The 21916-nt window shown below is 46.0% G+C and carries 23 protein-coding genes; 20 read left to right on the top strand and 3 right to left on the bottom strand.

The genetic code is table 11. The annotated features are described in order from the left end of the window. Nucleotides 1–10 precede the first annotated feature (10 nt). Together AK965_RS16435 and AK965_RS16430 are read right to left on the bottom strand one after the other, a co-directional pair. Entirely contained in the window at nt 11–460 is a 450-nt protein-coding gene (locus AK965_RS16435; RefSeq protein WP_099080629.1) for a CBS domain-containing protein, read from the bottom strand. Between the two features lie 256 nt (nt 461–716). Then, nucleotides 717–938, bottom strand: a complete 222-nt coding sequence (locus tag AK965_RS16430) for a hypothetical protein (protein ID WP_099080628.1) — start codon at nt 936–938, stop codon at nt 717–719. A gap of 290 nt (nt 939–1228) precedes the next feature. On the opposite strand from AK965_RS16430, the gene queA reads away from it, so the two are divergent. From queA to secF, 5 genes are all read left to right on the top strand, one after another. Then, the gene (queA, locus tag AK965_RS16425) at nt 1229–2281 is read left to right on the top strand and encodes a tRNA preQ1(34) S-adenosylmethionine ribosyltransferase-isomerase QueA (protein WP_099080627.1); all 1053 of its coding nucleotides are present in this window, start codon (nt 1229–1231) and stop codon (nt 2279–2281) included. A 238-nt stretch (nt 2282–2519) separates the two neighbouring features. After that, complete coding sequence (gene tgt / locus AK965_RS16420; protein WP_099080626.1) at nt 2520–3653, top strand: tRNA guanosine(34) transglycosylase Tgt; 1134 nt, start codon at nt 2520–2522, stop codon at nt 3651–3653. Nucleotides 3654–3817: 164 nt separating this feature from the next. Further along, nucleotides 3818–4147 (top strand): preprotein translocase subunit YajC, encoded by a 330-nt coding sequence (gene yajC / locus AK965_RS16415; RefSeq protein WP_099080625.1) that lies wholly within the window; start codon nt 3818–3820, stop codon nt 4145–4147. A gap of 21 nt (nt 4148–4168) precedes the next feature. Beyond that, a complete protein-coding gene (gene secD, locus AK965_RS16410) occupies nt 4169–6025 on the top strand; it encodes a protein translocase subunit SecD (RefSeq protein WP_099080624.1) in 1857 nt (618 codons plus the stop codon). Between the two features lie 14 nt (nt 6026–6039). Further along, nucleotides 6040–6987, top strand: a complete 948-nt coding sequence (gene secF, locus AK965_RS16405) for a protein translocase subunit SecF (RefSeq protein ID WP_099080623.1) — start codon at nt 6040–6042, stop codon at nt 6985–6987. 214 nt (nt 6988–7201) lie between these two features. Here secF and suhB read toward each other — a convergent pair whose 3' ends face one another. Next, nucleotides 7202–8005 carry an inositol-1-monophosphatase gene (gene suhB / locus AK965_RS16400; protein ID WP_099080622.1) on the bottom strand — a complete coding sequence of 268 codons (804 nt, stop codon included), beginning with the start codon at nt 8003–8005 and terminating at the stop codon, nt 7202–7204. 231 nt (nt 8006–8236) lie between these two features. Here suhB and trmJ point away from each other — a divergent pair, with 231 nt between their 5' ends. The 15 genes from trmJ to hisS all read left to right on the top strand — a co-directional run bounded on the left by trmJ (nt 8237) and on the right by hisS (nt 21880). Further along, nucleotides 8237–8956 carry a tRNA (cytosine(32)/uridine(32)-2'-O)-methyltransferase TrmJ gene (trmJ, locus tag AK965_RS16395; RefSeq protein ID WP_099080621.1) on the top strand — a complete coding sequence of 240 codons (720 nt, stop codon included), beginning with the start codon at nt 8237–8239 and terminating at the stop codon, nt 8954–8956. A 125-nt stretch (nt 8957–9081) separates the two neighbouring features. Then, complete coding sequence (iscR, locus tag AK965_RS16390) at nt 9082–9588, top strand: Fe-S cluster assembly transcriptional regulator IscR (protein WP_099080620.1); 507 nt, start codon at nt 9082–9084, stop codon at nt 9586–9588. Between the two features lie 28 nt (nt 9589–9616). After that, the gene (locus tag AK965_RS16385; protein WP_099080619.1) at nt 9617–10831 is read left to right on the top strand and encodes an IscS subfamily cysteine desulfurase; all 1215 of its coding nucleotides are present in this window, start codon (nt 9617–9619) and stop codon (nt 10829–10831) included. Between the two features lie 37 nt (nt 10832–10868). Beyond that, nucleotides 10869–11252: a Fe-S cluster assembly scaffold IscU gene (iscU, locus tag AK965_RS16380; protein WP_005483070.1), complete on the top strand. Its 384-nt coding sequence runs from the start codon at nt 10869–10871 to the stop codon at nt 11250–11252. A 71-nt stretch (nt 11253–11323) separates the two neighbouring features. Further along, on the top strand, nt 11324–11650 hold the full coding sequence (iscA, locus tag AK965_RS16375; RefSeq protein ID WP_099080618.1) for an iron-sulfur cluster assembly protein IscA: 327 nt from the start codon (nt 11324–11326) through the stop codon (nt 11648–11650). 55 nt (nt 11651–11705) lie between these two features. Beyond that, complete coding sequence (gene hscB, locus AK965_RS16370) at nt 11706–12221, top strand: co-chaperone HscB (RefSeq protein ID WP_099080617.1); 516 nt, start codon at nt 11706–11708, stop codon at nt 12219–12221. A gap of 21 nt (nt 12222–12242) precedes the next feature. Beyond that, nucleotides 12243–14096, top strand: coding sequence for a Fe-S protein assembly chaperone HscA (gene hscA / locus AK965_RS16365; RefSeq protein WP_099080616.1), 1854 nt, complete (start codon nt 12243–12245; stop codon nt 14094–14096). A 13-nt stretch (nt 14097–14109) separates the two neighbouring features. After that, entirely contained in the window at nt 14110–14448 is a 339-nt protein-coding gene (gene fdx, locus AK965_RS16360; protein ID WP_005460237.1) for an ISC system 2Fe-2S type ferredoxin, read from the top strand. Nucleotides 14449–14491: 43 nt separating this feature from the next. Beyond that, nucleotides 14492–14686 carry a Fe-S cluster assembly protein IscX gene (gene iscX, locus AK965_RS16355; protein ID WP_099080615.1) on the top strand — a complete coding sequence of 65 codons (195 nt, stop codon included), beginning with the start codon at nt 14492–14494 and terminating at the stop codon, nt 14684–14686. A 172-nt stretch (nt 14687–14858) separates the two neighbouring features. Then, nucleotides 14859–16157, top strand: coding sequence for an aminopeptidase PepB (gene pepB / locus AK965_RS16350; protein WP_099080614.1), 1299 nt, complete (start codon nt 14859–14861; stop codon nt 16155–16157). A gap of 100 nt (nt 16158–16257) precedes the next feature. Then, a complete protein-coding gene (gene ndk / locus AK965_RS16345; RefSeq protein ID WP_099080613.1) occupies nt 16258–16683 on the top strand; it encodes a nucleoside-diphosphate kinase in 426 nt (141 codons plus the stop codon). Nucleotides 16684–16893: 210 nt separating this feature from the next. Beyond that, nucleotides 16894–18021 (top strand): bifunctional tRNA (adenosine(37)-C2)-methyltransferase TrmG/ribosomal RNA large subunit methyltransferase RlmN, encoded by a 1128-nt coding sequence (locus AK965_RS16340; RefSeq protein WP_099080612.1) that lies wholly within the window; start codon nt 16894–16896, stop codon nt 18019–18021. Nucleotides 18022–18431: 410 nt separating this feature from the next. Beyond that, nucleotides 18432–19460: a cytoskeleton protein RodZ gene (gene rodZ, locus AK965_RS16335; RefSeq protein WP_099080611.1), complete on the top strand. Its 1029-nt coding sequence runs from the start codon at nt 18432–18434 to the stop codon at nt 19458–19460. A 6-nt stretch (nt 19461–19466) separates the two neighbouring features. Then, nucleotides 19467–20585, top strand: coding sequence for a flavodoxin-dependent (E)-4-hydroxy-3-methylbut-2-enyl-diphosphate synthase (ispG, locus tag AK965_RS16330; RefSeq protein WP_099080610.1), 1119 nt, complete (start codon nt 19467–19469; stop codon nt 20583–20585). 26 nt (nt 20586–20611) lie between these two features. Next, nucleotides 20612–21880, top strand: coding sequence for a histidine--tRNA ligase (gene hisS, locus AK965_RS16325; RefSeq protein WP_099080609.1), 1269 nt, complete (start codon nt 20612–20614; stop codon nt 21878–21880). Nucleotides 21881–21916: the final 36 nt, after the last annotated feature.

Here is a 21916-nt window from a genome sequence, read left to right as displayed (position 1 = left end):
CCAGAAAGGTTTAGTCTTCTGACTCTATTTCCTCGGGCTCAACCTCTTCTTGCAGTTCCAGTAAGTTAATTGCGATCGTGACAAAATCTGAATCAGTGATAATGCCGACTAAATGACCGTGGTTCACCACTGGCAAGCAACCTACTTTATGCTTCTGCATATAGATAGCACTTTCTTTTAATCCAGCCCTTGGTTCCGCCGTCATGATGTTAGTGTGCATCATTTTATGAAGTGGCGTATCGAAAGTGAAAGATTGTTCAGTCTCATCAGGGTGCAAACTGGATTCTTGAGCAGCAAGAATATCTCGATGTGTCACTAAACCTTGTAGATGGTCATTGGCATCTACAACCGGAATATGTCTAATATCGAGCGCTTCCATCATGTCTCGAGCCTCACGCAATGTGTTGCTACTAAAAAGGGTATGAGGATTGCGAGTCATCATGTCTTCAACTTTGATCATAGAGACCTCCAAAGGCGTTGTCCTTTTCCTAAATATAGAGAATATTTTGCCCTTTATCTGGGAGCTAACTCGTTTTTCACTAATAAATTAATGCAATTAGATGAAGATCAATCAGAGGAGGGAATAGGTTGGTCATTTACATAAAGCCGTCTACTAAAAGAGAAGGTGATCCTGCATTGTAAGATGGGAGTGAAACATGTAAGCGCTATCATGAATGACCAAAGCTAAGGCAGTATAGCCTTAGCTTTGGTTACTCTTAACTTTGTCTATAATGGACACAGATCAGACCATATGCTTTGGCATCAACACAGCTACCAATGTAACTTTTATTAGGCAGATTAACTGCGCACAAGTGCGGTACTTGCTTCAGCTTACATGCATCTTGTAACGTTTTTAACGTCTCTTGTTCAGAGCTTGCTAACGTATTAGCAGAAAAAGAAATAATGGCGGCGCTGAATAGCGTAATTAACATCTTCATACTTACCTCAAAAGTTCGAACATAGAGCAAGTTGCTCATTGTCAATATAGTCTAAAAGTGAACTTATTGAGTGATTTGATAATAACGAAGCGTGCCGATGTATATCTATACGTCGTGGAACAATACGCTCTTCATGTCTTATTACATTCTTAGTGGACGCTTTTGCCATCAATCGAAAGGGATTTGCTTGCTATTGCAGCATGTAAACATATACTAGTCTGCTGCGAAAAACTCGTCGCAATTTTATCGTCGTCTTTGACGTGATTTGACCAATATATAAGACAAGTAACATGCAAGTATCAGATTTCCATTTCGACCTTCCAGATGAACTCATCGCTCGTTACCCTCAGCCAGAGCGTACCGCTAGCCGACTACTGCAAATGGACGGTAATACTGGCGAGCTAGTGGATGGCACATTTACCGATGTGTTGGACCATGTTCAAGCCGGTGACCTCGTGGTTTTCAATAATACCCGCGTTATCCCTGCCCGTATGTTTGGTCGTAAAGAATCAGGCGGTAAGTTAGAAGTACTAGTGGAGCGCATGCTCGACGACAAGAGCATTTTGGCTCACGTACGCTGCTCAAAATCGCCAAAACCAGGCTCCACCGTTATTGTTGGCGAAAATGATGAATACTCAGCAGAGATGGTGGCTCGTCATGATGCATTGTTTGAGCTGAAATTTAATTCTGATAAGACGGTGTTAGAAATTCTGGAACAGATCGGTCATATGCCACTTCCACCCTATATTGACCGCCCAGATGAAGACGCAGATAAAGAGCGTTACCAAACGGTTTACAGCCAAAAACCGGGTGCGGTAGCCGCGCCAACCGCAGGCTTACATTTTGATGATGTTCTGCTAGAGAAAATCAAAGCGAAAGGCGCCGAATTTGCTTATGTGACGCTGCACGTCGGTGCGGGTACATTTCAACCGGTAAAAGTGGATGATATTAACGATCACCACATGCACGCGGAATACGTTGAAGTGCCACAAGACGTGGTTGACGCTATTCATGCCACCAAGGCCCGTGGCGGTAGAATCATTGCCGTTGGTACAACATCGGTTCGTTCACTGGAAAGTGCAGCGCAAGACGCGTTGAAGAAAGGCACAGAATTGGTTCCATTCTTTGGCGATACCGAAATCTTTATCTACCCTGGTTACGAGTACCAGTTGGTGGACTGCTTGATCACCAACTTCCACTTGCCAGAATCAACACTGATTATGTTGGTGAGTGCGTTTGCAGGTTATGAGAACACCATGAATGCATACCAGCATGCGGTTGAGAACAACTACCGTTTTTTCTCTTATGGTGATTCAATGTTCATCAAGAAGAAAACGGCATAAACCCCTCCCTAACCCTCCTCTTAAAAAGGTGAGGGAATAAAAGCGCTGAGGCGTGGGTTTCTCCCCCCTTTCTAAGGGAGAGGCTAGGAGGGGGCAACGATTTACGAGTGCTAGCAGTAAGCTAGGAAACAGAGCAGAACCACTGCTTTGTCTCTCGCACGGAAAGCGACCACTCCTTAAAGTGGGGGTTACCCCTAAAAAACATTGTCAGACTGTTTCTCTGACACTCGGAGGCATCGTGAAATTATCATTCGATCTTAAGAAGAAAAACGGCAATGCGCGTCGTGGTCAATTGACCTTCGAACGTGGCACTGTTCAAACGCCAGCGTTCATGCCGGTAGGTACTTACGGTACCGTTAAAGGCATGACACCAGAAGAAGTAAAAGGCACGGGCGCAGAAATCCTGCTCGGTAACACTTTCCACCTATGGCTGCGTCCAGGCCAAGAAGTGATGAAAATGCACGGTGACCTGCACGACTTCATGAACTGGCATGGTCCGATCCTTACCGATTCAGGCGGTTTCCAAGTATTCAGCCTGGGTAAAATGCGTACTATTACAGAGCAAGGTGTACATTTCCGCAACCCAGTAAACGGTGACAAAATTTTCATGGACGCAGAGAAGTCGATGGAAATCCAAAAAGATTTAGGCTCTGACATCGTTATGATTTTCGACGAGTGTACGCCATACCCAGCGACACACGATGAAGCGAAAAAATCGATGGAAATGTCACTACGTTGGGCGCAGCGCTCGCGTGATCACTTCGATAAACTAGAAAACCCGAACAACCTATTTGGTATCGTTCAAGGTGGTGTATACGAAGACCTACGAGATGTATCGGTAAAAGGTCTAACTGACATTGGCTTTGACGGTTATGCGGTGGGTGGTCTTGCCGTCGGTGAACCGAAAGAAGACATGCATCGCATTCTTGAGCACACGTGCCCACAACTTCCAGAAGATAAACCACGTTACTTGATGGGTGTTGGCAAGCCAGAAGACTTGGTCGAAGGTGTTCGCCGTGGTATCGACATGTTTGACTGTGTAATGCCAACCCGTAACGCGCGTAACGGCCACCTATTTGTGACTGGTGGTGTGATCAAGATCCGTAATGCGAAACACAAAACGGATACAACACCGTTAGATCCGCACTGTGACTGTTACACTTGTCAGAACTACAGCAAGTCGTACCTTCACCACCTAGAGCGTTGTAACGAAATCCTAGGTGCGCGCCTGAATACTATCCATAACCTACGTTACTACCAACGTTTGATGGAAAGCATTCGTAAGGCGATTGATGAAGATCGTTTCGATGAGTTTGTTCAAGAGTTTTACGCTCGTCGTGACCGCGAAGTGCCACCACTAGGTAAAGCATAAAAAATTAAAGCCTTTGGCATGTCGCCAGAGGCTTTTGCTAATAAAGTAGGCAAAAGCATATTATTTTTGAGAGAGTGATCTCTATTAGTCACATTCAGACTTGAATCTAAATTGCGAAAGCCCAACTTTTTGGATTATTAATAAAATATAATGAGGATGTTTTAATGTTTATTTCTCAAGCTCACGCAGCAGCAGAAGGCGCACCAGCAGGTGGCGGTTTTGAAATGCTAATCATGCTAGGCATGTTCGCAGTGATCTTCTACTTCATGATCTATCGCCCACAAGCAAAGCGTGTAAAAGAACACAAGAGCCTGATGTCTTCGATGGGCAAAGGTGACGAAGTACTAACAAGCGGTGGTCTAGTAGGTAAAATCACTAAGATCAGTGAAGAGAACGACTACATTTCAATTGAGCTAAATGCAAACAATGAAGTTGTGATCAAGAAAGACTTCGTAACGGCAGTGCTACCAAAAGGTACGCTTAAGTCTCTATAAAACAGCTAAAGGATCCTCGCTGTGCTAAACCGTTATCCGTTATGGAAGTATTTGATGGTATTCTTCGCCATCATCACCGCTGCGTTGTACGCACTTCCAAATATCTACGGTGAAGATCCGGCTGTTCAAATTACAGGGGCGCGTGGCGCCTCTGTTGATATGTCAACGCTGGATGCTGTCACTAACGCTCTTGATAAAGAGCACCTTTCTTATAAAACCATTGCTCTCGAAAATGGTTCAATCCTTGTTCGTTTCAATGACACTGATACTCAGATCAGTGCGCGCGATATTATCAGCGAAGCGCTTGGCAAAGATAAAATTGTCGCTCTCAACCTAGCGCCATCTACGCCAGACTGGCTAGAAGCCATTGGTGCGTCACCACTTAAACTGGGTCTTGACCTGCGTGGTGGTGTTCACTTCTTGATGGAAGTGGATATGGACGCGGCAATGGAAAAGCTAGTTGGTCAACAAGAAGAAGCGTTCCGTAGTGAGCTTCGTGAAGCCAAAGTTCGCTACCGTGCAATTCGTCCTTCTGGTAAAGAGGGAGTCGAAGTATTGCTACGTAATGAAGAACAACTGGCGGAAGCGAAGGCGACGCTAGAGAAGAATCACCCTGACATGAACTTTGTCGACTCTGATTCGAATGGCCGTTACGCTTTGATTGCCACCTTTACTGAGCAACGTTTACAAGAGATCCGTAACTACGCTGTAGAACAAAACATCACGATTCTACGTAACCGTGTAAACGAGCTGGGTGTTGCTGAACCATTGGTGCAACGTCAAGGTGCTAGTCGCATCGTCGTTGAGCTTCCCGGTGTTCAAGATACCGCTCGTGCGAAGGAAATCCTAGGTGCAACGGCAACGCTAGAGTTCCGCGAAGTCGATGATAAAGCTGACCTATCAGCCGCGGCAAGTGGTCGTGCGCCAGCAGGTAGCGAAATCAAGATGGATCGTGATGGTCGCCCTGTTGTATTGAAGAAGCGCGTTATTCTTGGTGGTCAAAGTATCACGGATGCAAGCTCAAGTGTTGATGAATACGGTCGTCCGCAAGTGAACATCTCGCTAGACAGCGAGGGTGGTAACAAGATGTCAGCGTTCTCTAAAAAGAACATCGGCAAGCTAATGGCAACCGTGTTTGCAGAATACAAAGACAGTGGTCGTCGTACGCCAGAAGGCAAAGTGATCCTTGATAAACACGAAGAAGTCATTAACCAAGCAACGATTCAATCGGCTCTTGGCCGTAACTTCCGTATCACAGGTATCGACTCTGCGGCAGAAGCGCACAACCTAGCACTTCTACTACGTGCTGGTGCACTTATCGCCCCTATCTCTATCGTTGAAGAGCGTACCATTGGTCCATCAATGGGTCAGCAAAACATCGATATGGGTATTCAAGCATGTATCTGGGGTATGGTAGCAGTAATGATCTTTACTCTGCTTTACTACCGTGGTTTTGGTCTGATCGCGAACGTTGCACTGATGGCAAACTTAGTGCTTATCATCGGTATTATGTCGATGATTCCAGGTGCAACCATGACGCTTCCGGGTATCGCTGGTATCGTTTTGACAGTGGGTATGGCAGTCGATGCGAACGTACTGATATTCGAACGTATCCGTGAAGAGCTTCGCGATGGCCGCAGTCCACAACAAGCGATTCACCAAGGTTACGCTAATGCATTTAGCACCATTGCCGATGCGAACATCACCACCCTTATCACAGCAATCATTCTGTTTGCTGTTGGTACAGGTGCAGTGAAAGGCTTCGCGGTAACGCTATCTATCGGTATCTTGACCTCTATGTTCACCGCAATCATAGGTACACGTTGTATCGTGAACTTGGTGTACGGTGGCAAGCGCGTTAAGAAATTGTCGATCTAAGGCTGGGAATTATTATGTTTCAAATTCTAAAAGCAGAAAACACGATCGGCTTTATGCGTTGGTCGAAAGTCGCGTTCGTATTCTCTATCTTTATGATCGCTGCTTCTATCTTCACGCTATCAACCAAGTGGTTGAACTGGGGTCTAGACTTTACTGGTGGTACGCTCATCGAGGTAGGTTTTGAACAACCAGCAAACCTTGAAGAAATTCGTGCAGCTCTAGATTCACAAGGCTTCGGCGATGCGACGGTACAAAACTTCGGTAGCGCTCGTGATGTAATGGTTCGTCTTCGTCCACGTGACGATATGTCTGGTGAAACGCTAGGTAACCAAATCATTGGTGCTATTAAAGAAGGCACGGGTGAAAGCGTAGAAATGCGGCGTATCGAATTCGTAGGTCCAAACGTTGGTGATGAACTAACGGAAGCAGGCGGCCTAGCGATTCTTGTGTCGCTAATCTGTATCCTGATCTACGTATCGATCCGATTCGAATGGCGTCTAGCAGCAGGTGCGGTAATGGCACTGGCACACGATATCATCATCACGCTGGGTGTCTTCTCGTTCCTACAAATCGAAGTTGATCTAACCATCGTAGCGGCACTACTAACGGTAGTTGGTTACTCGCTCAACGATACCATTGTTGTATTCGACCGGATTCGTGAAAACTTCCGTAAGATGCGTAAGGGTGAGCCTTCAGACATCATGGACGCTTCAATTACTCAAACATTGAGCCGTACTTTGATTACGTCTGGTACGACGTTGTTCGTAGTAATTGCACTGTTCACTCAAGGTGGTGCGATGATTCACGGTTTCGCGACCGCACTTCTATTAGGTATCACAGTAGGTACGTACTCTTCTATCTACGTAGCATCAGCACTAGCGCTAAAACTGGGTATCCAGAAGGAGCACTTGATGCCACCTCAAGTAGAAAAAGAAGGTGCAGAGTTCGACGAGATGCCATAAGGCAGATTGAGAACCGAAACCGAAAGCAAAAACCGCTGAGTAATCGGCGGTTTTTTTGTATCTGAGTTGTGTCGCTGAAGAGCCTCGCACATCATTCGTCCTCAATGTGTAGACACATTTTAGAACGAGACTGACAGATGTAAAAAAGCCCCGCTCAGAGAGCGAGGCTTTTTGAAAGTCATCAGCGTGGCGGGCTTAGTATGCCGCCATCATCTTACTTAAGGATCGCGCTGTTACCGTTTTCACGAATGTGCTTAAGGATAGATTTTACGCCACGAGCACTTGAAGCAACGATGTTGCCAGACTTCATGTAATCAGTTCCGCCAGCAAAGTCAGTTAGGATAGCACCAGCTTCACGAGCAATCAGCTCACCAGCCGCCATATCCCATGGCTTCAGACCTAGCTCGAAGTAACCATCTACGCGACCAGCAGCGACATAACATAGATCAAGAGCTGAAGAGCCAGAACGACGGAAATCGGCACATTCAGTAAATAGAGAGCCAATGATCTTGATGTAAGATTCAGAGTGTTGCTTCTGTTTGAATGGGAAACCAGTCGCAAGAACAGTACCGTGTAGGTCTTTAAGCGGAGTAACACGGATACGAGCGTTGTTTAGTTGAGCGCCAGCACCGCGTTGTGCAGTGAATAGCTCGTTTTGCATTGGATCGTATACACAAGCCACTTCAGTTTTACCTTTGAAGCGAACTGCGATAGATACTGCGAAAGTTGGGTAACCTTTTACAAAGTTATTAGTGCCATCCAGTGGGTCGATGATCCATTGTACGTCTTTATCTTTACCTTCGATAAGACCAGCTTCTTCAGCAACGATACAGTGCTCTGGGTAAGAGTGCTTGATAGTATCGATGATGATAGCTTCTGCTTCTTTGTCTACATTAGTAACAAAGTCATTAGTGCCTTTTAGCGTAGATTCAATTTTATCTGTGTTTTCTAATGATTTAGCAATGTGATTGCCTGCCTTTCGCGCAGCGCGAATAGCAATGTTTAGCATTGGATGCATACGAATTTCCCAACGGATGTTAAAGAACAAATGAAAGCGGCCGCGAGTATACCAGAGTTAAAACAAAAAGGAAGTGGTTATTTTTTGTCCTCCGTTCTAGTGCGTAGTGGTCCATGTATCGTGATGAAGTGCACCAATTGATGAGAATGCCAGTAGAAAGCGGCTTCTCTATAGGGCGTGTTAAAAAAATATGGTAACATTCTGCGGTTTTAAACTAGGTAGCAAACACAGATGTTGGATCAAGTAAAAATCGTACTCGTCGGAACTTCTCATTCAGGCAACATTGGCTCGGCTGCACGCGCAATGAAAGTCATGGGTTTAAGCCAACTTGTATTGGTTGATCCGCAATGTGAAGTGGATGACCAAACTCTTGCTCTTGCCGCTGGTGCTGGTGATATTGCTCAAAACGCAACAGTCGTAAGTACGCTAGAGGAAGCCATTGAAGATTGTGGTCTTGTCGTCGGCTCTAGTGCTCGTTCACGCACACTTGAATGGCCAATGCTTGAGCCACGCGAATGTGGTGAGAAATTTGCCGTTGAAGGCCAAAAGCACCCTGTTGCATTGGTCTTTGGCCGTGAGAGAACTGGCCTAACTAATGACGAATTGCAGAAGTGTCATTACCACGTTTGCATTCCAGCTAATCCTGAATACAGTTCACTTAACTTAGCGATGGCGGTACAAACGCTGAGCTATGAAGTTCGCGTTGCACACCTCAACCTAGAGCAAAGCCAATACGTGCCAAGTGAGCCTGAAGAGTACCCACGCCATAAAGAGCTAGAAATGTTCTTTGAGCACCTTGAAAAGGTGATGGTTGATACCCAATTTATCAACAAAGAACAGCCAGGTCAGGTGATGAACAAACTTCGTCGCTTGTACTCACGTGCACGACCAGAGGCTCAAGAATTGAATATTCTGCGTGGTGTTTTGACAGCGATCGAAAAGAAACTCTGAATAAACAATAACCACTTTAGATGTAAGGGTGAATACCTGACTAAAATAGTCAAATAAATACTTGACCATTTTAGTCGGGTATGGAAGAATCATAATCATTACAAACCATGTGGATACGGTGTGGTATGAAACTTACATCTAAAGGAAGATATGCGGTGACAGCCATGCTGGATGTGGCACTGCACTCGCAACAAACCCCGGTACCTCTTGCAGACATCTCCGAGCGCCAGGGGATCTCGCTCTCTTATTTAGAGCAGCTGTTTTCGAAATTGCGTAAAGCAGGCTTAGTCACTAGCGTTCGTGGTCCTGGTGGTGGTTACCGACTGGGTGCCGATGCACACAGTATCGCTATCGGTACCGTAATTGCTGCTGTTGATGAGTCAGTCGATGCAACCAAATGCCAAGGCAAGGGAGGTTGTCAAGGTGGGACTCGTTGCCTAACTCACACACTATGGCGTGACTTAAGCTCTCGTATCAGCGACTTCCTGAATAACATCACGCTCGGTGAGCTGATGACAGACAACGAAGTAATAGAAATTTCTGATCGTCAGGACATTGATCTGGCGGTGACTCATGGGCTATCAAACAAAAATACAACCGCCGCGCCCATCGGTGTAAACGTCCGCTCTTAGCGGTCAGCTTTTTACATTGGAGTAGAGAATGAAACTGCCGATTTATCTAGATTATTCCGCTACGTGTCCAGTTGATCCACGTGTTGCTGAAAAAATGGTTCAGTACATGACAATGGATGGGACATTTGGCAACCCAGCTTCACGTTCGCACCGTTATGGCTGGCAGGCAGAAGAAGCTGTAGATACTGCTCGTGAGCAAATTGCTGACCTTCTAAATGCAGATCCACGCGAAATTGTCTTCACCTCTGGTGCGACTGAATCTGACAACCTTGCAATCAAAGGTGCCGCTCATTTTTACTCTAAAAAGGGTAAACATATCATCACTTGTAAAACAGAGCATAAAGCGGTTCTTGACCCATGTCGTCAACTAGAGCGCGAAGGCTTTGAAGTGACTTACTTAGAGCCAGAATCAAACGGCCTGATTGACCTAAACAAACTTCAAGCAGCAATGCGTGAAGATACTGTTCTCGTATCAATCATGCACGTAAACAATGAGATTGGTGTTATTCAAGACATCGCAGCAATCGGCGAGTTATGTCGTGAACGTAAGATAGTGTTCCACGTAGATGCTGCACAATCTGCGGGCAAACTGCCAATCGATGTTCAAGAGTTGAAAGTAGACCTAATTTCACTGTCAGCACACAAAATCTATGGCCCTAAAGGTATTGGCGCACTTTACGTACGTCGTAAACCTCGTATTCGCCTAGAAGCGCAAATGCATGGTGGTGGTCACGAACGTGGTTTCCGCTCTGGTACGCTACCGACTCACCAGATCGTAGGTATGGGTGAAGCGTTCCGCATCGCCAAAGAAGACATGCAGAAAGATTACGATCACGCATTAGCACTTCGTAACCGTCTTCTAGATGGTGTGAAAGATCTTGAAGCGGTAACGGTGAATGGTGATTTAGAACAGCGTGTACCACACAACTTAAACGTGAGCTTTGCATTTGTTGAAGGCGAATCACTCCTGATGTCACTGAAAGATCTCGCAGTATCATCAGGTAGTGCATGTACTTCAGCGAGTCTAGAGCCATCTTATGTGCTTCGTGCGCTAGGTCTTGACGACGAACTGGCTCACAGCTCTGTACGTTTCTCATTTGGCCGTTTCACGACTGAAGAAGAAATTGATTACGCAATTGAACAAATCCGCGTTGCAGTGACTAAGCTACGCGACATGTCTCCTCTATGGGATATGTACAAGGAAGGGGTTGATCTGAGCACGGTTGAATGGGCTCATCATTAATCTCACGGACTGAATAGAGGATTCGAGGTAATTTATCATGGCATACAGCGAAAAAGTAATTGATCACTATGAGAACCCACGTAACGTAGGTTCATTCGATAAAGAAGATCCATCAGTAGGTAGCGGCATGGTTGGCGCACCAGCTTGTGGTGACGTAATGAAGCTTCAAATTAAAGTGACACCAGAAGGCATCATTGAAGACGCGAAATTTAAAACTTACGGTTGTGGTAGCGCAATCGCATCAAGTTCACTAGTGACAGAGTGGGTGAAAGGTAAGTCGATCGATGAAGCGGCTGCTATCAAAAACTCTGAGATTGCAGAAGAGTTGGAGCTTCCTCCCGTGAAAGTGCACTGCTCAATCCTAGCGGAAGATGCAATTAAAGCAGCGGTTGCTGACTACAAGAAAAAACACCAAGAATAAGTATTCCGTATATAATGGGAGCCTGTAACGCTCCCATTTCAATCGTAATTTAGACAGACGTAAGGTGCAGTATGGCCATCACAATGACAGAAACAGCGGCGAGCCGCGTAAAAGCATTCCTAGATAACCGAGGCAAAGGTATCGGTTTGCGTCTTGGAGTGAAGACGACAGGCTGTTCCGGTATGGCTTATGTGCTTGAGTTTGTTGATGAGCTTAATGAAGACGAAGATGAAGTATTCGACCACTCGGGTGTCAAGATCATCATCGACAAAAAAAGCTTGGTGTACTTAGACGGCACTGAACTGGATTACGTGAAGGAAGGCTTGAACGAAGGCTTTGAATTCAACAACCCGAATGCGAAAAGTGAATGTGGTTGTGGTGAAAGCTTCAACGTCTAATTGATTGGCCTTTTGGGCAACCGAGTCCAGAGGGCTTTACTAGGACCCGAACTTAATGAATCACTTTGAATTATTTGGGCTACCAAGTCAGTTTACGCTGGATGGTAGCCTTCTTTCTTCTCAGTTCTTAGAACTGCAAAAACGCTTTCATCCAGATAATTTTGCCACAGCGTCTGAGCGCGACCGTTTAATGGCTGTTCAAAAAGCAGCGCAAATTAATGATGCTTACCAAGTTTTGAAACAGCCAATCTCACGTGCAGAATACATCTTGGCAGAAAATGGCATTGAAATCCACGGTGAACAGCAAACCATGCAAGACCCAATGTTCCTAATGGAACAGATGGAGCTGCGTGAAGAATTAGAAGAAATTGCTGACAGCTCTGATCCTGAATCAGCGCTTTTTGACTTTGATGCTAAGGTCAGCAAAATGTACAAACAGCATTTGGCGAATGTAGAACAAGAACTTGATAATGGTCTTTGGGCAGAAGCTGCAGACCGCGTTCGTAAACTTAAATTCATAGCCAAACTAAAGAACGAAATTGAACTGGTCGAAGACAAGCTCCTCGGCTAGTTAGCGTGACAAGGACTCATCATGGCACTACTTCAAATCGCAGAACCGGGCCAAAGCTCGGCACCTCATCAGCATAAGTTAGCAGCGGGTATCGACTTAGGTACCACGAACTCTTTGGTTGCTTCTGTACGCAGTGGCAATGCCACGACTTTAACGGATGAGCAGGGACGTAGTATTCTGCCGTCGGTTGTAAACTATGCGCAAGAATCGGCGATGGTTGGTTATGACGCGAAAGCAAAAGCAGAGCTAGAGCCTGAAAATACCATTATTTCGGTAAAGCGTTTGATTGGCCGCTCATTGAAAGACATTCAATCTCGTTACCCATCTTTGCCTTACCAGTTTAAAGAGAGCGATAATGGTCTTCCTATTCTGAAAACGGCTCAAGGTGATAAGAACCCGATTGAAGTTTCTGCAGACATTCTAAAAGCACTCGGAAAACGTGCAGAAGAGACGCTTGGCGGGGAACTTGCTGGTGTCGTGATTACCGTTCCAGCTTACTTCGATGACGCTCAACGTGCCGGTACTAAAGATGCGGCAAAATTGGCAGGTCTTCATGTACTACGTCTGCTTAACGAGCCAACTGCAGCAGCTATCGCTTACGGTTTGGATTCTGGTCAAGAAGGTGTGATTGCGGTTTACGATTTAGGTGGCGGTACTTTTGATATCTCTATCTTACGTCTGTCAAAAGGCGTATTTGAAGTCTTGGCGACGGGTGGTGATTCAGCGTTAGGTGGCGATGACTTTGACCATCTTCTTGCTGACTATCTGATGGAGCAAGCGGGGCTAGAAGCGCCACTTTCTGCAGAGAAAAACCGTGTACTGTTAAACATTGCCACTGCAACTAAGATTGCTTTCTCTGAGCATGACAGTGTGGATGTTGATGTTTTTGGCTGGAAAGGCTCAGTCACTCGCGAACAGTTCGAAGAGTTGATTCGCCCATTGGTGAAGAAAACCTTGATGTCTTGCCGTCGCGCGCTTAAAGATGCTGACGTTGATACCGAAGACGTGCTTGAAGCCGTGATGGTTGGTGGCTCTACTCGTACTCTACTGGTACGTGAAATGGTGGGTGAGTTCTTTGGTCGCACACCACTAACAAGCATTAACCCAGATGAAGTGGTTGCGATTGGTGCTGGCATCCAAGCGGACATTCTAGCGGGTAACAAACCTGATTCAGAAATGCTGCTGCTTGATGTTATCCCATTATCACTTGGCATTGAAACCATGGGCGGCTTGGTAGAGAAGATCATTCCTCGTAACACCACCATTCCTGTTGCTCGTGCGCAAGAATTTACCACGTTCAAAGATGGTCAAACGGCGATGAGCGTACACGTGGTACAAGGTGAGCGTGAGATGGTCGATGACTGTCGTTCACTGGCACGTTTCTCGCTGAAAGGTATTCCGCCAATGGCGGCAGGTGCAGCGCACATTCGTGTGACTTACCAAGTGGATGCCGATGGCCTACTGTCTGTGACGGCAATGGAGAAGAGTACTGGCATTCAGTCAGAGATCCAAGTGAAGCCGTCTTACGGTCTGAGTGATAATGAAGTTACGAATATGCTCCGTGACTCAATGACTTATGCGAAAGAAGACATGCAAGCTCGCGCACTTGCGGAACAACGTGTTGAAGCAGACCGTGTGATTGAAGGTTTGATTGCAGCGATGCAAGCGGATGGTGATGAGCTACTATCAGAGCAAGAGAAACAAGCGTTGTTAAATGTGATTGAAGCACTGATTGAGCTTCGCAATGGTGAAGATGCGGATGCGATTGAGCAAGGCATTAAAGACACCGACAAAGCAAGCCAAGATTTTGCATCGCGCCGTATGGATAAATCGATTCGAGCTGCACTGTCAGGTCAATCAGTAGATGATATATAAGAGATAAGTAGTTATGCCTAAGATTATTGTATTACCGCACGAAGATTTATGCCCAGAAGGTGCAGTGTTGGAAGCAAAAACTGGTGAAACCGTTCTGGACGTGGCACTGAAAAACGGTATCGGTATTGAGCATGCCTGTGAAAAATCATGTGCATGCACCACATGTCACGTGATCATTCGTGAAGGTTTTGATTCACTAGAAGAAAGTGAAGAGCTTGAAGACGACATGCTAGATAAAGCGTGGGGGCTAGAGCCTGAATCTCGTCTTGGTTGCCAAGCAAAAGTGGCAGATGAAGACTTGGTTGTTGAGATCCCAAAATACACGTTGAATCACGCGTCAGAAGATCACTAATACGATCTCCCTGTGATAGGGAAAACGAAAAGGAAGATGAGCAATGAAATGGACAGATTCTCGCGACATCGCGATAGAGCTTTGTGACAAGTTTCCGGGTGTGGATCCTAAGACGGTACGTTTTACCGATCTCCATCAATGGATCATGGAGTTAGATGAGTTCGATGATGAACCAAACCATTGTAACGAAAAGATCCTCGAAGCGGTGATCTTATGCTGGATGGATGAAGCAGACTAACGCTCAAATCGGCGGCAAAACGCAGCCGAGTTAACAATTCTTACTAAAAAAAGCGGACCTCTCGGTCCGTTTTTTTATCCAATTGACATTTTTTCCCTACATAGTGCTAACATCCGTTAGTTATTAAAAAAGAAGAGGCGTAGGTAACGCCGTTATAAGACAAGGAGAAACCATGTCTACACAGATGTCTGTATTTCTAAGCCAAGAACCAGCGGCACCACATTGGGGCGACAAAGCACAGCTTTCTTTCGCTGAGAATAGCGCAACCATTCACCTAGATGAAGGTCACGATCTTGGTGCGATTCAACGTGCAGCGCGTCAACTCGATGGCCAAGGAATTCGTTTTGTTCTACTTGCGGGTGACAACTGGGACTTAGAGAGCATTTGGGCTTTCCACCAAGGATACCGTAACCCTAAGAAACACGGCGCACTAGAGTGGGTTGCACTGCCAGAAGCGGATCAAGCAGAGCTTCATGCTCGTATTACCGCGACTGACTTTACCCGCGATATCATCAATAAAACCGCAGAAGAAGTCGCACCGCGTCAATTGGCGACGATGGCGGCAGAATTTATCAAGTCAGTTGCGCCTCAAGGTACCGTGACGACTCGCATCGTAAAAGACAAAGACCTGCTTTCAGAAGGCTGGGAAGGTATCTACGCTGTAGGCCGGGGATCAGAGCGCACATCTGCAATGTTACAGCTAGATTACAACCCAACCGGTGATGAAAACGCACCAGTATTTGCGTGCCTAGTGGGTAAAGGTATTACCTTTGACTCTGGCGGTTACAGCTTGAAGCCATCAAACTTTATGACAGCAATGAAAGCGGACATGGGCGGTTCTGGCACCATCACCGGTGGCCTTGGTTTAGCGATTCAGCGTGGTTTGAACAAGCGCGTGAAGCTGATACTTTGCTGTGCTGAGAATATGGTGTCAGGTCGTGCACTTAAGCTTGGCGACATCATCACCTACAAAAATGGCAAAACCGTTGAGATCATGAATACCGATGCTGAAGGGCGCTTGGTGCTTGCTGATGGTCTTATCTACGCAAGTGAGCAAAACCCAGAGCTAATTATTGATTGTGCAACACTCACAGGCGCGGCGAAGAATGCGCTCGGTAATGATTACCATGCACTGATGAGTTTTGATGATGAGCTTTCTCACCACGCTCTAACGGCGGCGAACCAAGAGAAAGAAGGTTTATGGCCACTCCCTCTTGCTGATTTCCACCGTGAGATGTTGCCTTCAAACTTTGCGGATCTGTCTAATATCAGCTCTGGTGATTACTCTCCAGGTGCGAGCACTGCAGCGGCTTTCTTGTCCTACTTTGTAGAAGATTACAAGAAAGGTTGGTTGCATTTTGACTGTGCGGGCACATATCGCAAGTCGGCATCGGATAAGTGGTCTGCAGGGGCAACAGGTATGGGCGTTCGTACACTTGCTCGTTTCCTGAACGAACAAGCCGCAAAATAAGACTTTTACCAGTGCAGACATCACGTCTGTGCTGGTATAACTAAGAGAGACGCAAGTCACTTATATAAAACTATTATTACAAGTACAAAAAGGAAACTTTATGGCTCTAGAAAGAACGTTTTCAATTGTTAAGCCCGACGCTGTAGAACGCAATTTGATTGGTGAAATTTACCACCGTATCGAAAACGCAGGACTACGTATCGTTGCTGCGAAAATGGTTCACCTGACAGAAGAGCAGGCGAGCGGTTTTTACGCAGAACATGAAGGCAAACCTTTTTTCCCTGCACTGAAAGAGTTCATGACATCTGGCCCTATCATGGTTCAGGTACTTGAAGGCGAAGGCGCTATCGCGCGTTACCGTGAACTGATGGGTAAAACCAACCCAGAAGAAGCGGCATGCGGTACGATCCGTGCGGATTACGCACTGAGCATGCGCCATAACTCCGTTCACGGTTCAGACAGCCCAGAGTCGGCGGCGCGTGAAATCGAGTTCTTCTTCCCAGAATCAGAGATTTGTCCTCGCTAATCTTGTCCTCGTTTGAATTTTAGGCCTCGGATTTTTCTGGGGCTTTTTATTATCTGTAGATGAGGAAGAATGGGTGAGTAGTGCTGTTTAAAATTTAATCACTATGATTTTAATGCCTTAACAAACACAAGGTCTTACAGCCCTTGTTGTAGCTGCATAAAGGCTGTACAATTCGCGCCCTTATTCTTGTTTCAGTCATTGAGAGGCAACATGACCACTGAAAAAATCAATCTACTCGACTTTGATCGCAAAGGCATGCGTCAATTTTTCGCGGAAGAACTAGGCGAAAAAGCGTTCCGCGCCGATCAGGTTATGAAGTGGATCTACCATTTCGGTGTTGATGACTTCGACAATATGACGAACATCAACAAGAAACTGCGTGAAAAGCTTCAGCACAAGTGTGAGATTAAAGCTCCTGTCGTTTCTGAAGCGCAGCACTCATCGGATGGTACGATCAAGTGGGCAATGCGTGTTGGCGATCAAGATGTCGAAACGGTGTACATCCCAGAGGATGATCGTGCGACTTTGTGTGTTTCTTCTCAAGTTGGCTGCGCACTGGAATGTAAGTTCTGCTCAACCGCTCAGCAAGGCTTTAACCGTAACTTGAAAGTTTCTGAAATCATCGGTCAAGTATGGCGTGCTGCTCGTGAAGTGGGCCTACAGAAAGAAACTGGTCGTCGCCCAATTACCAACGTGGTAATGATGGGAATGGGTGAGCCGCTGCTTAACATGAAGAATTTGATCCCAGCACTAGAAATCATGCTGGATGATCTTGGTTTTGGCTTGTCTAAGCGTCGCGTAACTGTATCAACATCGGGTGTTGTATCTGGTCTTGATCAGATGACAGGTAAAATCGACGTGGCACTGGCGATCTCACTGCACGCACCAAACGATAAGTTGCGCAGCGAAATCATGCCAATCAACGACCGTTGGGATATCCAAGAATTCTTGGCATCGGTTCGTCGTTACCTAGCATCTTCAAACGCGAACCGCGGTAAAGTAACCGTTGAGTACGTACTGCTAGACCATGTGAACGATGACATGGATCACGCTCGTGAGCTGGCTGAGCTGATGAAAGGTACGCCATGTAAGATTAACCTGATCCCATTTAACCCGTACCCAGGTTCACCATACAAGAAACCAAGTAATTCACGTATCGATCGCTTCCAGAAAACGTTGATGCAGTATGAGCACACGGTGACGATCCGTAAGACCCGTGGTGATGACATCGATGCGGCCTGTGGCCAACTTGTTGGTGATGTTATCGACCGCACGAAGCGTACCGCAATGCTCAAAGCAACCCGTGGTGCAGATACCATCGAAGTGAAAGCGGTATAAATTGCCAGAATAAAGAAATAGCCAGAGCTTATGCTCTGGCTATTTTGTTTGGCATCTCGAAACGGCAACCGGAGTAATGGCTTGTTATTGCGATCAATTGAGGGTAGCCATGTCAATTTTTGGACAAAAACTTGAGCTATCTGTTAATTTGAGAGTAAAGAGTTTTTGTCTTTGTTATACATTCGCTTATCATGGTGAGTAAAATATAACTATGACACTGACAATTTGCAGTATTTTCTTAAAACGCTTTGCAGCTTCTTGCAACGCGAGCATTCAAACAACAAGTGCTGTAAGTTTCTAAAAGATTATTTTGGTTAACGCGTTTAGGCTAGCTATCTTTAAGTGAGTCTGAAGAACAAAAACGAAAATAGATAATGTGTTAGCCACCCAACAGATTAAATACCATAATTATGACAGAACACGAAAACACCACTGAAGTGCCACTTTCTCTAGAAGCAGGCACACTACTAAAAAATAAACGCGAATCATTGGGGATGACGCAAAAGCATGTTGCTAATCGCCTGAGGCTTCGCGTTTCTGTTATTCAAAATATTGAAAACAATCGATTTGAACCGCAGCAGGTTGCGACCTTTACACGTGGCTATCTTCGTTCGTATGCGAAACTCGTTGGCCTTGATGAAAAGACCGTTTTGGCAGCTTTAGAGCAAACATCTGAGGCCCATGTTCAGCCACAAGAAACCGAGATGCAGAGCTTTTCGCGTAAAACGAAACACGAAAAACACAATAGCCGTATCATGCTGCTTACTTGGGTGATTGCTATTGTTATTATCGGCATTTCGGGTGCTTGGTGGTGGCAAAACCAACAAGAGGATAGCTTGGCTCAAGTCGTTACAGAGGCCAATTTAGATGTAGAACCGAGTGCTGCTGAGATTGCCGATATAGACCAACTTAGCGCTGATGAGTTAATTGCTAGCACTCCTGCTGAGATTGCCGAGATAGACCAACTTAGCGCTGATAAGTTAATGGCTAGCTCTCGTGATGAGATAGCGTCAACAGACATTAAGCCAGCGATTGAAGGCGTAACGCTAGCGGCTTCTGATGGCGATGCACTAGAGACAACGACCCCCGAACTTGCAGTGAATGAAGACGAGGTTTCTGAAATTATACCTGATGCTCCAGTGGCGATTATTGAAGCGGCAGATGAAGAGCAAGAGCCTAAGCTCGTTGTGCCAGAAGGAATGACGCGACTGACGATGAAATTTAAAGCGGATTGCTGGATTCAAGTAAAAGACGTGAATGGCAAAACGCTCGTCAGTGGTACTCGTAAGCCTGGTCAAGATGTAGAACTTGCCGGAAAAGCGCCTTTTAAAGTGATATTAGGCGCACCTGAAGGCGTAACCATGACATTTGCAAGTGAACCTGTCGACCTTTCTGGGTATACTTCAGGCAAAGTAGCTCGATTCACTCTACCGTTATAAAGAATTATGCAATACGAATCTCCAATTGTTCGTCGTAAATCGACGCGTATTTATGTGGGTGATGTGCCAATTGGTGATGGTGCACCGATTGCCGTACAGTCAATGACCAACACTCGCACGACTGATGTACAAGCCACAGTCGCTCAAATCCGAGCATTAGAAAAAGTGGGCGCAGACATTGTCCGTGTTTCTGTCCCTACCATGGATGCCGCGGAAGCCTTTAAATTAATAAAGCAGCAAGTCTCTGTTCCATTGGTTGCCGACATTCACTTTGACTACCGTATCGCACTAAAAGTGGCGGAATACGGTGTTGACTGTTTGCGTATCAACCCTGGCAACATCGGCAGCGAAGAGCGTATTCGCTCCGTTGTGGATTGTGCCCGTGACAAAAATATCCCAATCCGTATTGGTGTTAACGGTGGTTCTTTAGAAAAAGACCTGCAACTTAAGTACGGTGAGCCAACGCCTGAAGCCTTGGTAGAATCAGCGATGCGTCATGTCGATCATCTCGATCGCCTTAACTTTGATCAATTCAAAGTGAGTGTGAAGGCGTCTGATGTTTTCCTTGCCGTAGACTCATACCGTTTATTGGCGAAGAAAATTGATCAACCGCTTCATCTCGGCATTACTGAAGCTGGTGGTGCGCGAGCAGGGGCGGTCAAATCTTCAGTTGGTCTTGGCATGCTGTTGGCAGAGGGCATTGGTGATACTCTGCGCATCTCTTTGGCTGCAGACCCTGTAGAAGAGATCAAAGTTGGTTTTGATATCCTTAAATCATTGCGTATACGCTCTCGTGGCATTAACTTTATTGCTTGTCCGAGCTGTTCACGTCAGGAGTTCGACGTTATTGGAACGGTGAACGCACTAGAAGAGCGTTTAGAAGATATCATCACACCAATGGATGTATCGATTATCGGCTGTGTGGTAAATGGCCCTGGTGAAGCTGAGGTTTCACATTTAGGTCTAGCAGGAAGTAACAAGAAGAGTGCGTTCTATGAAGATGGCAAGCGCCAGAAAGAACGCTTCGACAATGATGACCTTGTTAATCAGCTGGAAGCTAAAATCCGTGCGAAAGCGTCTGTAATGGACGAAGAAAATCGCATCGAAGTTAAAGTTCAAGATTAATCTCAACGAGTATTACGGTAAGTATTGTGGCAAAACCAATCCAAGCAATCCGAGGCATGAACGACTGCCTCCCAACTCAATCTCCGCTGTGGCAGAAACTTGAAAACACAGTGAAAAATGTAGTTAGCGCATACGGTTACAACGAAGTGCGCATGCCAATCGTTGAGATGACGCATCTATTCAGCCGCGCAATCGGTGAGGTCACCGACGTGGTTGAGAAAGAAATGTACACGTTCGAAGATCGTAACGGCGATAGCCTAACACTTCGTCCTGAAGGTACCGCCGGCTGTGTTCGTGCTGGTATCGAAAACGGTCTGCTGTACAACCAAGAACAGCGTCTATGGTACATGGGTCCTATGTTCCGTCACGAGCGCCCACAAAAAGGTCGCTACCGTCAGTTCCACCAGTGTGGTGTGGAAGTATTTGGCCTAAATGGTCCCGATGTTGACGCAGAACTGATTATGATGACGGCGCGTCTATGGCGTGAGCTAGGCATCGACAAACACGTGCGTTTAGAGTTGAACTCAATCGGCTCTCTTGAAGCGCGTGCTAATTACCGCACGGCACTGATCGCATTCCTAGAGCAGCATATGGATGTTCTAGATGAAGATTGTAAGCGTCGTTTGCATACCAACCCGCTACGTGTTCTAGATACTAAGAATCCTGACGTTCAAGCGATTTTAGGTGATGCACCTCGTCTTTCTGGCTACTTAGATGATGAATCTAAACAACATTTTGCAGGTCTGTGTGAACTTCTTGATGCTGCTGGTATCGAATACTCAGTAAACGAGCGTCTGGTTCGCGGTCTGGATTACTACAACCGTACCGTATTTGAGTGGATTACTGAAAGCCTAGGTTCCCAGGGCACAGTATGTGGCGGCGGTCGTTATGACGGTCTTGTTGAACAACTTGGCGGCAAACCGACACCATCAGTTGGTTTTGCTATGGGTCTAGAGCGTCTAGTACTCATGTTAGAAACCCTAGAATTGACAGATGTACGTCGCAGCGTTGATGTTTACGTCGTTACCGCGGGTGAAGGCACGATGATGGCGGGTATGAAGCTAGCAGAGCAGCTTCGTGAAGCTATCCCAGGTGTTCGCGTGATGAATCATTTCGGTGGTGGTAACTTCAAGAAACAGTTTAAACGTGCAGATAAAGTTGGTGCTGTTGTAGCATTGGTACTGGGCGAAAACGAAGTGGCGGATAATACCGTTGTACTTAAAGACTTAGCGGGCGGTGAGCAAGAAACTTACAACCAAGCAGAAGTTGCTGAGAAGATCGCAGCACTGATTTAAGTCTTTTAATAAGCTAAAGATTAAAATCTAATTCGC

Origin of the sequence: Vibrio sp. PID17_43 (genome assembly GCF_002608565.1) — a bacterium.
In the GTDB taxonomy this organism is placed as follows: domain Bacteria; phylum Pseudomonadota; class Gammaproteobacteria; order Enterobacterales; family Vibrionaceae; genus Vibrio.
This window is presented reverse-complemented; position numbering and strand designations above follow the sequence as displayed.

Coding starts and splice junctions, on each gene's coding strand:
- suhB (WP_099080622.1), bottom strand. CDS start 8,005: ATGCATCCAATGCTAAACATTGCTATTCGCGCTGCGCGAAAGGCAGGC.
- iscR (WP_099080620.1), top strand. CDS start 9,082: ATGAAACTTACATCTAAAGGAAGATATGCGGTGACAGCCATGCTGGAT.
- iscU (WP_005483070.1), top strand. CDS start 10,869: ATGGCATACAGCGAAAAAGTAATTGATCACTATGAGAACCCACGTAAC.
- iscA (WP_099080618.1), top strand. CDS start 11,324: ATGGCCATCACAATGACAGAAACAGCGGCGAGCCGCGTAAAAGCATTC.
- AK965_RS16430 (WP_099080628.1), bottom strand. CDS start 938: ATGAAGATGTTAATTACGCTATTCAGCGCCGCCATTATTTCTTTTTCT.
- AK965_RS16435 (WP_099080629.1), bottom strand. CDS start 460: ATGATCAAAGTTGAAGACATGATGACTCGCAATCCTCATACCCTTTTT.
- ndk (WP_099080613.1), top strand. CDS start 16,258: ATGGCTCTAGAAAGAACGTTTTCAATTGTTAAGCCCGACGCTGTAGAA.
- secF (WP_099080623.1), top strand. CDS start 6,040: ATGTTTCAAATTCTAAAAGCAGAAAACACGATCGGCTTTATGCGTTGG.
- hscB (WP_099080617.1), top strand. CDS start 11,706: ATGAATCACTTTGAATTATTTGGGCTACCAAGTCAGTTTACGCTGGAT.
- iscX (WP_099080615.1), top strand. CDS start 14,492: ATGAAATGGACAGATTCTCGCGACATCGCGATAGAGCTTTGTGACAAG.
- AK965_RS16385 (WP_099080619.1), top strand. CDS start 9,617: ATGAAACTGCCGATTTATCTAGATTATTCCGCTACGTGTCCAGTTGAT.
- pepB (WP_099080614.1), top strand. CDS start 14,859: ATGTCTACACAGATGTCTGTATTTCTAAGCCAAGAACCAGCGGCACCA.
- ispG (WP_099080610.1), top strand. CDS start 19,467: ATGCAATACGAATCTCCAATTGTTCGTCGTAAATCGACGCGTATTTAT.
- fdx (WP_005460237.1), top strand. CDS start 14,110: ATGCCTAAGATTATTGTATTACCGCACGAAGATTTATGCCCAGAAGGT.
- yajC (WP_099080625.1), top strand. CDS start 3,818: ATGTTTATTTCTCAAGCTCACGCAGCAGCAGAAGGCGCACCAGCAGGT.
- rodZ (WP_099080611.1), top strand. CDS start 18,432: ATGACAGAACACGAAAACACCACTGAAGTGCCACTTTCTCTAGAAGCA.
- trmJ (WP_099080621.1), top strand. CDS start 8,237: ATGTTGGATCAAGTAAAAATCGTACTCGTCGGAACTTCTCATTCAGGC.
- hscA (WP_099080616.1), top strand. CDS start 12,243: ATGGCACTACTTCAAATCGCAGAACCGGGCCAAAGCTCGGCACCTCAT.
- AK965_RS16340 (WP_099080612.1), top strand. CDS start 16,894: ATGACCACTGAAAAAATCAATCTACTCGACTTTGATCGCAAAGGCATG.
- queA (WP_099080627.1), top strand. CDS start 1,229: ATGCAAGTATCAGATTTCCATTTCGACCTTCCAGATGAACTCATCGCT.